Origin of the sequence: Streptomonospora arabica (assembly GCF_039531585.1) — a bacterium.
Lineage (GTDB): Bacteria > Actinomycetota > Actinomycetes > Streptosporangiales > Streptosporangiaceae > Streptomonospora > Streptomonospora halophila.
In genome coordinates this window covers 14,236-27,815 of sequence record NZ_BAAAQI010000009.1, presented here as the reverse complement: position 1 = coordinate 27,815, position 13,580 = coordinate 14,236, and the positions used below count along the sequence as shown (strand labels likewise).

General features: G+C 75.3%; 11 protein-coding genes. 1 reads left to right on the top strand and 10 read right to left on the bottom strand.

The genetic code is table 11. From position 1 onward, the window contains the following. Positions 1–93: 93 nt before the first annotated feature. From ABD284_RS15850 to ABD284_RS15810, 9 genes are all read right to left on the bottom strand, one after another. Complete coding sequence (locus tag ABD284_RS15850; RefSeq protein ID WP_344144024.1) at positions 94–1,110, bottom strand: TerC family protein; 1,017 nt, start codon at positions 1,108–1,110, stop codon at positions 94–96. 680 nt (positions 1,111–1,790) lie between these two features. Then, positions 1,791–2,579 (bottom strand): hypothetical protein, encoded by a 789-nt coding sequence (locus ABD284_RS15845; RefSeq protein ID WP_344144022.1) that lies wholly within the window; start codon positions 2,577–2,579, stop codon positions 1,791–1,793. A 233-nt stretch (positions 2,580–2,812) separates the two neighbouring features. After that, entirely contained in the window at positions 2,813–3,934 is a 1,122-nt protein-coding gene (locus ABD284_RS15840; RefSeq protein WP_344144020.1) for a copper transporter, read from the bottom strand. Beyond that, positions 3,931–5,145 (bottom strand): putative cytokinetic ring protein SteA, encoded by a 1,215-nt coding sequence (gene steA, locus ABD284_RS15835; protein WP_344144018.1) that lies wholly within the window; start codon positions 5,143–5,145, stop codon positions 3,931–3,933. Before steA ends, ABD284_RS15840 begins: the two co-directional genes overlap by 4 nt. A gap of 177 nt (positions 5,146–5,322) precedes the next feature. Further along, positions 5,323–7,023: a DNA repair protein RecN gene (gene recN / locus ABD284_RS15830; protein ID WP_344144016.1), complete on the bottom strand. Its 1,701-nt coding sequence runs from the start codon at positions 7,021–7,023 to the stop codon at positions 5,323–5,325. Between the two features lie 77 nt (positions 7,024–7,100). Next, on the bottom strand, positions 7,101–8,039 hold the full coding sequence (locus tag ABD284_RS15825; protein WP_344144014.1) for an NAD kinase: 939 nt from the start codon (positions 8,037–8,039) through the stop codon (positions 7,101–7,103). A 111-nt stretch (positions 8,040–8,150) separates the two neighbouring features. Then, complete coding sequence (locus ABD284_RS15820) at positions 8,151–8,573, bottom strand: SDR family oxidoreductase (RefSeq protein WP_344144012.1); 423 nt, start codon at positions 8,571–8,573, stop codon at positions 8,151–8,153. A 148-nt stretch (positions 8,574–8,721) separates the two neighbouring features. Next, entirely contained in the window at positions 8,722–9,522 is an 801-nt protein-coding gene (locus ABD284_RS15815; protein WP_344144010.1) for a TlyA family RNA methyltransferase, read from the bottom strand. 300 nt (positions 9,523–9,822) lie between these two features. Further along, a complete protein-coding gene (locus tag ABD284_RS15810; protein WP_344144008.1) occupies positions 9,823–12,099 on the bottom strand; it encodes an ATP-binding cassette domain-containing protein in 2,277 nt (758 codons plus the stop codon). 64 nt (positions 12,100–12,163) lie between these two features. On the opposite strand from ABD284_RS15810, the gene ABD284_RS15805 reads away from it, so the two are divergent. Beyond that, positions 12,164–13,117: a helix-turn-helix transcriptional regulator gene (locus tag ABD284_RS15805; RefSeq protein WP_344144006.1), complete on the top strand. Its 954-nt coding sequence runs from the start codon at positions 12,164–12,166 to the stop codon at positions 13,115–13,117. 144 nt (positions 13,118–13,261) lie between these two features. On the opposite strand, the gene ABD284_RS15800 is transcribed toward ABD284_RS15805, so the two are convergent. Beyond that, on the bottom strand, positions 13,262–13,495 hold the full coding sequence (locus ABD284_RS15800; RefSeq protein ID WP_344144362.1) for a hypothetical protein: 234 nt from the start codon (positions 13,493–13,495) through the stop codon (positions 13,262–13,264). Positions 13,496–13,580: the final 85 nt, after the last annotated feature.

Genomic DNA, 13,580 nt, shown 5'->3' with positions numbered 1-13,580 from the left:
CTCGGCGCCGGAGAAACTTCCGCATCGGGCACCGCCCCCGGCGGCGGACCGCCGGGGGAACACACTATAGCCGAACAGCCGTTCGATCGGCGCTCATTCCGAGGTCGAGCCCGACGTCACGCTTTTGGACTTGTCGCCGTCGCCGAGCCGGCCGCGCGAGCGCATCAGGCTGGCCACGACCGTGATCACCATCACGCCGGTGATGACGCCCAGCGACAGCCCGGTGCCGATCTCTGGTACGGGGACGTGGTTCTCGTGCAGCGCGTGCAGGATCATCTTCACGCCGATGAAGACCATGATGAAGGCGAGGCCCCAGCTGATGTAGGCGAGCCGGTCCATCAGCCCCGCCAGCAGGAAGTAGAGCTGGCGCAGCCCCAGCAGCGCGAAGGCGTTGGCGGTGAAGACCAGGTAGGGGTCCTGGGTCAGGCCGAAGATCGCCGGGATGCTGTCGACGGCGAACATCAGGTCGGTCACGCCGATCGCCACGATCACCATGAGCATGGGCGTCACGTGGCGGCGGCCGTTCAGCTTCACCGTCAGGCGGGCTCCGTGGTAGTCCTCGGTGACCGGCCAGAACTTGCGCACCATCCGCGCGGCGAAGGTGTCGGTGAAGTCCTTGTCCTCGTCGCCGCCCTTGACGTGGTCGTGGACGATCTTCACGGCGGTGTAGATCAGCAGGGCGCCGAACGCGTAGAAGACCTCGCTGAACGCGTTGATCATCTGCGCGCCGATCACGATGAACACGCCGCGCATGATCAGGGCGATCACGATGCCCACCAGCAGCACCTCGTGCTGGTATTTGCGGGGCACCGCGAAGGCGCTCATGATCAGGTAGAAGACGAACAGGTTGTCGACGCTGAGGCTCTTCTCGGTGAGGAAGCCGGCGAAGTACTCGCCGGCGACCGTCGTGCCGCCGAAGTACCACAGCCCCAGCCCGAAGAGGATGGCGATCCCGATGTAGAAGACGGCCCACCAGGCCGCCTGCTTCATGCCGAACTCGCGCGGGCCGGACTTCTTGCTCCAGGGGTGGTCGACGATCGCGAGGTCGATCACCAGGATGGCGATCATCCCACCGATCGTGGCCAGCCATACCCACAGCGGAATGTCCACGGACTACTCCTCCGGTTGCCGTGCCCGTGCCGTGGAGCTGCGGGCACACGTGTACACCGGAGGTCTTTCCCGCCCGGACAGGGCTCCCCGAACGGGGGCCCGACTGGACCGGCGGCACCGGGTGCGCTCATGGGCCCACCGTGGTGACGACGCCGCCGCGTAAGGGATACTCCCCTCGCAATTGCCGAAGGAGCCAACGCGCGGGGCGGCGCGAAGGTTCCCCCTATACGTCCATGATGCCACCGGGGCCGCCCGGGAGGAACGGCTCGGGCCCTGCGGCGAAGAATTCACTCGACGATCCCTCCTGGTCACAGGCCTGGAGTAGGCGAGACGCTGCACCGTTTCCTGTGGGACGACTGTCCCGAAACGGCGGACCTACGCGTATCCGCCGCCTGCTCCCGTGCCGCCGCGCCCGGCGGGAGGAGCCTCCGGCCCGGGCGCGCCCGGGCCCCCCGCCGGGCCGAAGCGGGCGGAGCGGGTGCTCGAACGCGCGGAACGGTGCCGGGGCCCGGCGCGCTCCTGCGGGGCTCCGGTCCGCGGGCGGCCCTCGCCCGGCACCGGCGCACGGGCCGCAACCGGTCCGGGCGCGTGCGCGGCATTGCGGCCCCGCCGGCCGAGGCGGCGGAGGAGGCCTCCCGGTGCGCGTGCGCCGTCGCTGCCGGCGTACCCCGCCGCCGCGGTCAGCGCGGCGACGGCGCACAGGGCGGCGGTGCGGCCGCCGCGGTTCCCACGGCGGCGCCCAGCGCCCTCGCGCCGAGGCCGCCCGGCGCGGCGCGCTCGGCCAGGTCCTCGGGCAGCAGCGCCGCCGCCGCGCCGAGTGCGGCCCCGGCGACGCCGGCGGCGCGGCCGCACAGCAGGGGCGCTCCCGCCAGCAGCGCGAAGCGGGCCGCGCGGCCCGGCCCGGTGTCGAGCAGGTGCGCGAGGTTCGCGGCTCCGGCGATCAGGGCGCCGTCGGCCAGCGCCCCCGCTGTCGCACCCCGGCCCAGGACCGCGCCGGCGGCGAGACCGGCCGCGCCGGTTCCGGCGGCCTGGACCGCCCCGGTGGTGATACGGCCGCGGGCCAGGGCGGCGATGTGCGCCGCCGCGCCGCGGCCGCCGAAGCCGCCGGAGAGGTCGCCGTAGGCGCCGAAGGCGGCCGATCCGGCGGCCGCCAGCACCACCGCGGCGCGAACGCTGCGCGGCGTTCGGGGCGCCAGGGCGGCGCCCGCGCAGACGCCGAAGGCCAGCGCGGGTCCTTCGAGCAGGGTGACGTTCTCGCCGCGGGGGGTGGTGCGGTACCAGACGTCGCGGGTGTGCTCTGCGGTGCGGAAGACGTCGTCGACGGTGCCGCGCTGCGGCGGGCGGCGGAGGATCCGGTAGGCGATGCGCGCTCCGGCTGCGCCGAGCGCTGCGCCGGCGAGCCCGGCCCGGGCGGCGCGCAGGCGCTCGCGCAAGCCCGGGATGCGGTGCGCAGACGGAATCGGGGCCATCGCCGGTGTCCTCGGTGTACTCGGGGGCTTCGGGTGCGTGGCGGTCGCGGGCGGTCCCCGGTGTGCGGGCCCGGCATCCGGCGCGGCGCCCGGGGCCGGTGCGGCGGTGCGGTGACCGCCCCGGGCGACCGGCCCGGTTCGTGCTGCGGGGCGGCGGCCCGCTGCCCGCGGCGCGTCGGACGGAACGGGGCGCCGCGCGCCCGGCGGCCCGTTCGGCCGGAGCGTACGGCCGTTCAGGACCGGTCGGGGCGGCGGTGCGGGTCGAGGGCCGGCTCCGGTGAACCGCCGCCGCTGTCGGGCTTCCCTTCGCCGTCCGCCTCCTCGGCGCCGCCGGCGCTGTCCGGCCCGCCGTCCGCGCCGGGCGAGCCGGGCAGCGGTGCAGGAAGGAAGGCTTCGGCGCCCTCGGCCACCCCGTAGGCGCCGGTGCGGCCCTCGGCCGCGGCGGCCACCGCCAGGGCGGCGGCGACGTCGCCCGCGCTGCGCCCGGCGGCGTCGACGGTGGTGTAGGGGGCCTGCTCGGCGCGGGCGCGGCGGACGAGGCCGCCCGGGCCCGCGGAGTCGGGGCCGCCGACGAGCACCGCCGCCTCGCCGGAGCGGTGCAGCGCTGCGGCGGTGTCGAGCATGGCCCTGTCGGCGGCCGAGCCGTCGCCGGGGCCCGCCGACGCCGACGCGGAGGCCGCACCGGATCCGGCGGCCAGCGGACCGTCCGGTGCGAGCACCACGGCGAGGTCGGCGGCGTCCGCGGGCTCGCCGTGGACGCTGAGCATGCCCGCTTCGGCGAAGCCCGCGAGGGCGGCCGCGGCGTCGAAGCCGGATTCGGAGCCGGAGTCGGAGCCGCCCCCTGCGGACTCGGCGCCTCCGGATCGCAGCAGCGCGCCGCCCAGCAGCGCTCCGGCGCGGTCGTAGGCGCTGCCCTGGGGCAGGCCGGCGTCCGCGGCGAGCTGGTCGGTCAGCTCGCGCACGAAGACGGCCTCACCGGTGTCCAGGTAGGTGTCGGTGAGGGCCAGGCGCCCCGGCACGGTGCCGCCGGCCTGCTCGATGCGTTCGACGACACCCTCGCGCAGCTTGCGGTCGGTGCCGGGCGCCTCGACCACGGCGACGCTGACCCCGGCCAGGCGGTCGTGCAGGATCGCACCGGCGTAGGCGTCGGCGAGCCGGTCGCCGCCGGCGCTCAGCCGTTCAGCGAGGTCGTCCCCCGAGTGCGGGCGCTCTCCCCCCTCGGGCGGTTGTTTGGCGCCGTCGCCCCGCGCCGCCGTCAGCGGGCCGCGCAGCAGGGCGCCGCCCAGCGCGATACCCACCGCCAGGGCGAGGAAGACGGCGATGACGGACACCAGGTGGTAGCGGAAGTCGATCACGTGAACAGTCCCGTCAGCCTGTAGGCGTACTCGGCGAGGACGTGCCAGCGCGGCGCGAGCAGGTCGGCGTAGCCGACCCCGGCCGGCGCGGTGAAGGCCGCCACGACCACGGCCGGCAGGGCGGCGCCCGCCAGCGCGAGCAGCGACCACGGTGATATGCGGCTGCGGTGGAGCCGGGCGGCGCCCCGGGCGTCGACGAGCTTGCCGCCCACGCGCAGCCGGGTGAGGAACATGCCCGCCATGGCGGCGCGGCCCCGGTCGAGGAACTCCTCCAGGTCGGAGTGGCTGCCGGCGAGCACGATGAGCGACGCCCCGGCGTCGTCGGCGAGCAGCATCGCGGCGTCCTCGGCCGTGCAGGCCCCGCGGAAGGCGGCCGCCTCGCGGCCGAGGCCGCGCACCCGCTTGAGGCCGGAGGCGCGACCGTCGCGGCCGGCGTGCACCACGAGTTCGGCGCCGCCCGAGAGCGCCTCGTCGGAGACGCAGTCGAAGTCGCCGATCACGATGTCGGGCCGGTGGCCGGCCTCGATGAGCGTGTCGGCGCCGCCGTCGACACCGATCAGCACCGGGCGGAACTCGCGGATGTAGGAGCGCAGGGCGGCGATGTCCTCGCTGTGGCGGTAGCCGCGCACGGCGACGAGGACGTGCCGTCCCTCCATGGGCGTCGCCACGGAGGGCACGCCGACCCCGTCGAAGATCAGGTCGTGCTCGCTGCGCAGGTACTCCACCGTGTTGGCGGCGAACGCCTCCAGTTGGACCCCGATACCCGCACGGGCGGCGTCCATCGCGGCGGTGACGCCCTCGGGCGTCTGCACCGTCCCGGTGGCCAGCACGCTCCCGCCGCGCAGGAGGGTGCCGCCTTCCAAAGTCAGCCGCTCCCCCTCGTGCACGCGGGCGAAGACCTCGGGGTCGACGTCGTCGACCAGCGGAATCCCGGCGTCGACGATCAGCCGGGGCCCGAGGTTGGGATAGCGCCCGCTGATGCTGGGCGCGGTGTTGAGGACGGCGCCGACCTCGCGGTCGAGCAGCGCCTCGGCGCTGACCCGGTCGAGGTCGACGTGGTCGATGACGGCGATGTCGCCCGGCCGCAGCCGTTTGGCGAGGTGCTTGGTCCGGCGGTCGCACCGGACGGGTGCGGTGACTCCGTCGGAGCCGCCGCCTCGCGCGCGGCCGATCCGGCTGAGACGGGCGCCGATCGCTTCCGGGACCTTCATCGCCGGAATGCTGCCACAGCCGCCCGCCCGCGCCGAGCAGGTTCGACTACTCGGAGTGTCGGCACCATTACCGGACACATCGTGCGTTCGGGGCGCAGCGGAGGCCTGCGCGGCGCCCCGCGCGCGGCCGTCCGGCCCCGGGCCGGTGCGCCGTCGCCCGGGTGCACCGGCGGGCGGTCAGGCCTCCCGGTCCGCGGAGGCGATCGTCAGCAGCTCCTCGGCGTGGGCGCGGCCGAGCTCGGAGTCCTCCAGGCCGGCGAGCATCCGGGACAGCTCCCGGGTGCGGCCGTCGCGGTCCTGGCGGGTGACGCCGCTCTCGGTCACGATGCCCTCACTGGACTTCTCGACCACCAGGTGCGCGTCGGCGAAGGCGGCCACCTGGGGCAGGTGGGTGACGACGATGACCTGCGAGCTGCGCGCCAGCCGGGCCAGGCGGCGGCCGATCTCCACCGCCGCCTTGCCGCCGACGCCGGCGTCGACCTCGTCGAAGACGAAGGTCGGCACGGGGTCGGCTCCGGCGAAGACGACCTCGATGGCCAGCATCACGCGGGACAGCTCACCGCCGGAGGCGCCCTTGTTCAGCGGCAGCGGCGGTGCGCTGGGGTGCGGGGCGAGCAGAACCTCCACGTCGTCGCGGCCGTGCGGCCCGAAGTCCTCGCCGGTGGTGAGCTTGACGCTGACCCGGGCGTGCGGCATGGCCAGGGCGGTGAGCTCCTCCGTGACAGCGGCGCCGAAGTCCTCGGAGGCCCGGCCGCGCAGCTCGGTCAGCTCGTCGGCGAGGCCGGTGAGCTGCTCACGCAGTTCGGCCTCCTCGGCGTGCAGCCCCTCGATGCGCTCGTCGTCGCCCTCCAGCTCGGCGAGGCGCTTGGCGGCGTCCTCGGCCCAGGCCAGCACGTCGTCGGTGGTCTCGCCGTACTTGCGGGAGAGCTGGGCGAGCTGGGCGCGGCGCTCCTGGACGGCGGCCAGGCGCGCGGGGTCGGCCTCGACGGACTCGGCGTAGGAGGCGAGCTCGGTGGCGGCGTCGCTGATCACGTAGCTGGCCTCGTCCAGGCGGTCGGTGACCGCGGCGAGGGAGGTGTCGTGCTCGCGGACCGCGGTGAGCGCCTGGCGGGCGGCGGCCAGCAGGCCCACCACGTCGGCCTGGACCTCGGCGGCGGGGTCGCCGGTGAGGGCTTCGTGTGCGGTGGTTGCGGCCATGCGCAGCGAGTCGGCGTGGGCCAGGCGGGACTCCTCGGCGAGCAGTTCGGCGTCCTCGCCCGAGACCGGTTCGGCCGCGGCGATCTCCTCCACGCCGAAGCGCAGCAGGTCGGCCTCCTGCGCGCGCTCGCGCGCCTGGGCGGTCAGCTCCTCCAACGACGCGGTGACCTCGCGGTGGCGGCGGTAGGCGCCGGTGTAGGAGCGCAGCGCGCGGGCGAGCGGCTCGCCGGCGTAGCGGTCGAGGGCGGCGCGCTGGCGCTCGGGGCGCAGCAGGCGGTGCTGGTCGGACTGGCCGTGGACGGCGATGAGGTCGTCGGCGAGGTAGGACAGCACGCTCACCGGCGCGGAGCGTCCGCCCAGGGTGGCGCGGGAGCGCCCCTCGGCGGAGACGGTCCGGGTGAGGATGAGGACGTCCTCGTCGAGTTCGCCGCCCGCCTCGGCGACGCGGTCGGCGACCCGGCCCCGCGTGGGCACGGTCAGCCGCCCCTCAACGGACGCGCGGTCGGAGCCCGGACGGACCCGCTGCGGGTCGGCGCGGCCGCCGAAGAGCAGCCCCAGCCCGGTCACCACCATGGTCTTTCCGGCGCCGGTCTCGCCGGTGACGACGGTGAGACCGGGCGACAGCTCCAGCACGGCGTCGTCGATGACGCCGAGACCTCGGATGCGGACTTCTTCGAGCACCGAATCCTCTCCTGCTCACCATTGGCGTGCTTGCGGTCGGGACGCGCTCGGGCGAGGCGTCTGCGTTCGGCGGCCGGCTAGGCGTCGTACTCGGAGCGCCCGCGCCAGCCGGCGACCGGCAGGGCGAACTTGGCCACCAGCCGGTCGGTGAACGGCGCCCGCTGCAGGCGCGCGAGGCGGACCGGCAGTTCAGCGCGGGTCACCTCGATTCGTGCCCCTGCGGGCAATTCGACCATACGGCGTCCATCGCACCAGAGCACGCCTGCCGTGGTCTCGGGAACGACTTCGAAGGCCACGGTGGAATCGGGCGAGACCACGATGGGCCGGGCGAACAGGGCGTGGGCGCTTATCGGAGCGATCACCAGCGCCTCGACCTCCGGCCAGACGATGGGCCCGCCGGCGGAGAAGGCGTGCGCGGTCGAGCCGGTCGGTGTGGCGCACACCACGCCGTCGCAGCCCCAGCGGGACAGCGGGCGGCCGTCGATCTCCAAGACCATGTCCAGCATCCGCCGGGCGCTGGCCTTCTCCAGAGTGGCCTCGTTCAGCGCCCACGTGCGCACGGGGGGCGCGGTGGCGTTGCGGCCGCCGTTGTAGACGGCGATGTCGAGGGTCATGCGCTCCTCGACGTCGTAGTCGCGGTCGACGACGCTGCGCACCGTGGCGCCGAGGTCCTCGCGCTCGGCCTCGGCGAGGAAGCCCACATGCCCGAGGTTGACGCCCAGCAGCGGGGCGCCGGCGGGGCGCGCGATCTCCGCGGCGCGCAGCAGGGTGCCGTCGCCGCCCAGGACCATCACCAGCTCGGCGCCTTCGGCCGCGTCGAGCCCGCCCACCGCCTCGACCGGGTCGAGGTCGCAGCCGGCCAGCTTCAGTTCGTCGACCTCTGAGGCCAGCATCCGCACGGTCAGCCCCGCCTCGGTGAGGCTGCGGTGGACCAGTTGAGCGCTCCGCATGGCCGCCGCGCGGCCGGTGTGCGCCAGCAGCAGCACGCTGCGTCCGTCCGATACGGGGCTGGTCATCGGGTCTCCTCAACTTCTCCTGGCAACACCGCCCTCGACCGCCGGCGGCCCGGGCGTGCCACGGCGCGACCGGCGGTGCGGGGTCCGCGGCACCGGCTCGCACCGGCCGGGTCACGCTACCCGCCCTGGGTGGGCGTGTCCCACAACGACGTTATCCACATCCGCCGATCCGGGGTGGCGCCGGAGGGGAAAGGCCCGCTTGACTCGAAGTATGGACTTCGGATCCGGCACCGCGCACCGGCCCGGCTCCGCCGCGCGGCGGATCTTGGCCATCGCGGCGGGGTCCGCGTTGACGATCGCGTCGAACACGGGGTTGGTGCCCGTGTTGTTGACGAGGACGTCGATGCAGCCGAACTCGGCAAGCGTCCGCCGGACGACCTCGTCGCGGTGCTCGGCGTCGTGCGCCTTGCCCGCGACGCCCACGGCGGTGCCCGCGCCGCCGAGGTCGGAGACCGCCTTCCCCAGCGGCTCGGGGTTGCCCGGCTCCGCCGCGCAGCGGTCGACGGCGGCCCCGCGGCTGCCGGAACCGGCCACACGGCGCTCACCGGTCCGCCGCTGCGACCGGGCAGGCGCCGGGGCCGAGGGCGGGCGCCGCGGCCCCGGCCCCAGGGCGCCGCGGCGCGCCGCAGTTCGGGCCGCGGTTCCGGCCGCGGGCGCCGGGCGGCCCGGTGGGCCGGGTCCGCTACTGCGGGCCCTCGGCCACCGCGCGGCGCAGGCGCTCCTCCGACAACGGCGGCTCGCCCGCGCGCAGCCAGAGGAAGTACTCCACGTTGCCCGAGGGGCCCGGCAGCGGGCTCGCCGCGACCCCCGCCGTGCCCAGTCCCAGCTCGCGGGCCCGTTCGGCCACGGTGCGCACCGCCTCGGCGCGCAGGTCGGGTTCGCGGACCACGCCGCCCGCGCCCACCCGCTCCTTGCCGACCTCGAACTGGGGCTTGACCATCATCGCGAAGTCGGCGCCGGGCGCGGCGCAGCGCACGAGGGGTGCGAGCACGAGCGTCAGCGAGATGAACGACAGGTCGCCCACCACCAGGTCGGGCAATGGTTCACCCACCTGCGCGGGCTCCAGGTCGCGCACGTTGCAGCGTTCGACGACGGCCACCCTGTCGTCGCTGCGCAGCGACCACGCCAGCTGCCCGTACCCGACGTCGACCGCGGCCACCGACGCGGCGCCGCGCCGCAGCAGCACGTCGGTGAAACCGCCGGTGGAGGCGCCGGCGTCCAGGCAGCGCCGGCCCGCGGCGTCGATCCCGAACGCCTCCAGCGCGCCCACCAGCTTGTGCGCGCCGCGCGAGACGTAGGCGGGCTCGTCCTCGGGGGCCTTGACCACGATCGCCTGGTCCAGGCCGACCTGCGTGGCGGCCTTGCCGGCCGGCACGCCGCCGACGAGCACGTGCCCGGCCTCGATCAGCTCGCCCGCGTGGCCGCGCGAGCGCGCGTGGCCGCGGCGGACGAGTTCGGCGTCCAGCCGGCTGCGCCTGACCATGGGGATCGAGTGCACCCACCTTTCGGGGATCTGCGGGACGCTCCCCGCACCGGCGGGGCGGGGCGGCGCGCCCGCTGCCTCGGGCGGGCGCGTACTCACCCGCTCACGCGCGACCGGGGCCGCGCGGTGCCGCGCGGGAAGCCCTCCGGCCGGCACACGCCTGCGGCGCCGCAGGGCGCGACACCGGTAGGGCAAAGCATACGAGATCCCGGGGGCGTCCGGCCGCGGCGCCGGCCCGGCGGTCGGCGCCGCCCGGTGCCGCACACGCGCGGGGCGGCGGCCCCCGCCGCGGCCGCCGGCCTACGCCGGCTGCGCGGTGCCGACCGCGCGCCTCAGGTGCCGCGCGGTCTCGGACCCGGCCTCGGCGAGCAGCCCGGCGGGCGTGCCCTGGAACACCACCTCGCCTCCGTGGCGTCCCGGTCCGGGCCCGAGGTCGATGATCCAGTCGGCCCGGGCGACCACGTCGAGGTCGTGCTCGATGACGACCACCGTCGCGCCCCCGTCGACCATCCGGTTCAGCAGTGCGACGAGGTCGGCGGTATCGGACATGTGCAGCCCGGTCGTGGGCTCGTCGAACACGTAGACGCCGCCCCCGCCGCCGCTCAGCTCGTCGGCCAGCTTGAGCCGCTGCCGCTCGCCGCCGGAGAGGGTGTTCAGGGTCCGCCCCAGCGCCAGGTACCCCAGCCCCACCTCGTCCAGTCGTGCGAGCACGGCGTGCACCGCGGGCTGCGGGAACACGTCGAGTGCCCGGCGGACGCTGAGGGCCAGCACCTCGGCGACCGTGCGTCCGCCGAGGCGGTACCGCAGCGCCTCGGCGGTGTAGCCGGTGCCTCCGCAGGCCTCGCAGGAGCTGACGACCGGGTCCAGGAACGCCATGTCGGTGTAGATCCGCCCGAGCCCGTCACACGCCGGGCAGGCGCCCTCGGCGTTGGAGCTGAACAGCGATGCGCTCACCCCGTTCTCGCGGGCGAACAGCCGGCGGACGGTGTCCAGGACGCCGGTGTAGGTGGCCAGGCTGGAGCGGCGCGAGACCCTGATGCCGCGCTGGTCGATCACGGTGGCCTGCGGGCAGACCCGGGGCAGGTAACCGTGGACGAGGGTGCTCTTGCCCGAGCCGGCGACACCGGTCACGGCCGTGAGCACGCCGAGGGGGATGTCCACGTCGACGCCCCGCAGGTTGTGCCGGTCCGCACCGCGGATCGGCAGCAGGCCCGTCGGGCCGCGGGGCGCGGTCTTGAGCGCGGGCCGGTCGAGCAGCGCCCGGCCGGTGGGCGTGGCGGCGTCGGACAGCCCCGCCACTCCGCCCTGGTAGACCACCCGCCCTCCGGCTTCGCCGGCGCCCGGGCCCATGTCCACGACGTGGTCGGCCACCGCGACGACGTCGGGGTCGTGCTCGACGACCAGCACCGTGTTCCCCTTGTCGCGCAGCCGGCCCAGCAGCCGGGTGAGCCGGGCGACGTCGTGCGGGTGCAGGCCCACACTGGGCTCGTCGAAGATGTAGAGCATGCCGGTCAAACTGCTGCCGAGGTGGCGGACGGTCTTCACCCGCTGCGACTCCCCGCCGGAGAGCGTCGAGGTGGGACGGTCCATCGACAGGTATCCCAGCCCGATCCCCGCCATGTGGTCCAACCGGTCCGCGAGCGCCTGGGCCACGGGGGCGGCGTCGCCCGCGCGCAGGCCCCGCACCGCCTCCGCCAGCTCCTCGGCCTCCATCGCGGCGCCCTCGGCGATGCCGAGCCCGTCGATCCTGCTCGACAACGCCTCCCGGGAGAGCCGGGCGCCCCGGCAGTCCGCGCACCGGGCCTCGGTGACCACCCGGTCGAAGGCCTCGCGGGCCTTGGGCTTGAGCGCGTCCGGGTCCTTGGGCAGCCAGATGCGCTCGAACCGGGGCAGCAGCCCCTCGTAGGCGGTGGGCACCGGCCCGCCCCGGCTGGGCAGGTGCACTTCGGCCGCGGCACCGTGCAGGAACGCCTCCCATTCGGCGGGGGTGTAGTCGGCCAGGGGCTTGTCGTTGTCGAACAGCCCGGAGTCGGCGTAGGTGCGCCACATCCAGCCGCCGACGTGGAACGTCGGGAACCGGATCGCCCCCTCGTTGAGCGAGCGGCCGCGATCCACCAGCTCGTCCACGTCGACGGTGCGCACGGTGCCGCGACCGGCGCACCGCGGGCACATGCCCCGGGGGTCGTTGAACGAGAACCGGTTGGACGGGCTGATGCGGGGATGGCCCGCGCGCGACCACAGCAGCCGCATCAGCGAGTAGATGTCGGTGGCGGTGCCCACCGTCGAGCGGGCGTCGCCGCGCAGCCGCCGCTGGTCGACGACGATCGCCGGCGCCAGGTCGTCGATCTCGTCGACGTCGGGCCGGCCGTAGCGGGGCAGCCTGTTGCGCGCGAAGGCGGTGAAGGTCTCGTTGAGCTGGCGCTGGGACTCGGCGGCGATCGTGGCGAACACCAGCGACGACTTGCCCGATCCGGACACGCCGGTCACGACTGTCAGGCGGCCCTTGGGGATGTCGACGGCGATGTCCTTGAGGTTGTGCTCGCGAGCACCGGCGATGCGGATGCGGTCGTGTGCCATGCGGCGACGGTAGGAGGAGTTGCGGTCGGATTCCGGCCGCAATCCGGCGCACACTTGGAGTGTGATGGGCGGACCGAGCGGGCGCATGCTGGAGCTGCTGTCGCTGTTGCAGAGCGGCCGAACATGGACGGGGCGGGAGCTGGCCGAACGCGTCGGCGCGTCACCGCGGACGCTTCGGCGCGACATCGACCGGCTGCGCGACCTGGGCTATCCGGTCGAGTCCACGCGCGGGCCGGGGGGCAGCTACCGGCTCGTGGCGGGTCGGGCCATACCGCCGCTGCTTCTCACCGACGAAGAGGCGGTGGCCGCGGTGGTCGGGCTGCGCCTGGCCTCGTGGGCCGGGGTCGCCGACGCCGCGGACGCCGCGGGCAACGCCCTCGCCAAGCTGGAGCAGGTGCTGCCGCCCCGGCTGCGGTACCGCGTCGAAGCCGTCTCCGCCTCGACCGAGACCGCCGCCCGCGCCCCCGCCTCCCCCGACCTGCGCACCCTGGAGCGGTTGGCCACGGCCGCCCACGCGCGCAACCACGTGCGCTTCTCCTACGTCGACCGCTCCGGCCTCCGCGGCGAGCGCCGCGTCGAGCCCTGCCGACAGGTGCTGCTGGGACGGCGCTGGTACCTGCTGGGCTGGGACCGCGACCGCCGGGACTGGCGCACCTTCCGGCTCGACCGTATGGCCGACCTCGCCGTGCAGCCCACCACGTTCGCTCCGCGCGCGCTTCCCAGCGGCGACGCCGTCAGCTTCGTGCAGGACAGCGCACGCTTCCCGATCAGCCGGCACCGCGGAGTGGTGCGGTTCGCGGCTCCCGTGGAGCGTGTCTCGGAGCGGCTGACGGCCGAGGCCGGCTCCTTGGAGGCCGTCGGCCCCGACTCCTGCCGCTTCGTGACCGCCGCCGACTCGTGGGAGTGGATCGCGATCACCGTCGCGATGGTCGGCGTGCCCTACACCGTCGAGGGTCCCCCGCAGCTGGTGGAGTTCACCCGCGAGCTCGCCGAGCGCATCTCCCGGGCCGCCGGCTGAACCGCGCCGCGGGGACCGGGCGCGGCAGCGGGCACGGGGCGCGGTCGCCTCCGCGGGCCGGCCGCTCGGACTCCTCGAGCGGCCGGCGCACACGGGCCCCGCGGCCGAGCGCCGTGCAATCGGCGGGGTCACAGGGACCGGCCGTCAGCCTCGGGGACCGTCGTCCTGTTCGAGGCCGTTGAGGACGGTGGACAGCTTCTGGTGCAGTTCGTCGAAGACGGCGACGTGGTCGGCGGTGGGCATGTCGTCGAGGGCCGCCAGGCGATCGCGGGCCATCTGCAGGGTGCGTTCGGCGATTCCCGCCGCCTGCTGTTCCTCAGTGGCCGCGTGTGCGTCTCCGGCCTTTTCCGTGTGGGCCAGGGGGGTTGCGTCCGTCACTTCCGCGCCGCCCTTCATCTGTGCGCGCATTGCCGTGCTGCCGCCGCGGAGCCGACGCGCTGCCGCGGCACCGGTCCTATTGTGC

Excerpts from the sequence above, each read along its gene's own strand:
- ABD284_RS15805 (WP_344144006.1), top strand. The coding sequence starts at position 12,164 with ATGGGCGGACCGAGCGGGCGCATGCTGGAGCTGCTGTCGCTGTTGCAG.
- ABD284_RS15825 (WP_344144014.1), bottom strand. The coding sequence starts at position 8,039 with ATGACCAGCCCCGTATCGGACGGACGCAGCGTGCTGCTGCTGGCGCAC.
- ABD284_RS15845 (WP_344144022.1), bottom strand. The coding sequence starts at position 2,579 with ATGGCCCCGATTCCGTCTGCGCACCGCATCCCGGGCTTGCGCGAGCGC.
- steA (WP_344144018.1), bottom strand. The coding sequence starts at position 5,145 with ATGAAGGTCCCGGAAGCGATCGGCGCCCGTCTCAGCCGGATCGGCCGC.
- ABD284_RS15815 (WP_344144010.1), bottom strand. The coding sequence starts at position 9,522 with ATGGTCAGGCGCAGCCGGCTGGACGCCGAACTCGTCCGCCGCGGCCAC.
- ABD284_RS15810 (WP_344144008.1), bottom strand. The coding sequence starts at position 12,099 with ATGGCACACGACCGCATCCGCATCGCCGGTGCTCGCGAGCACAACCTC.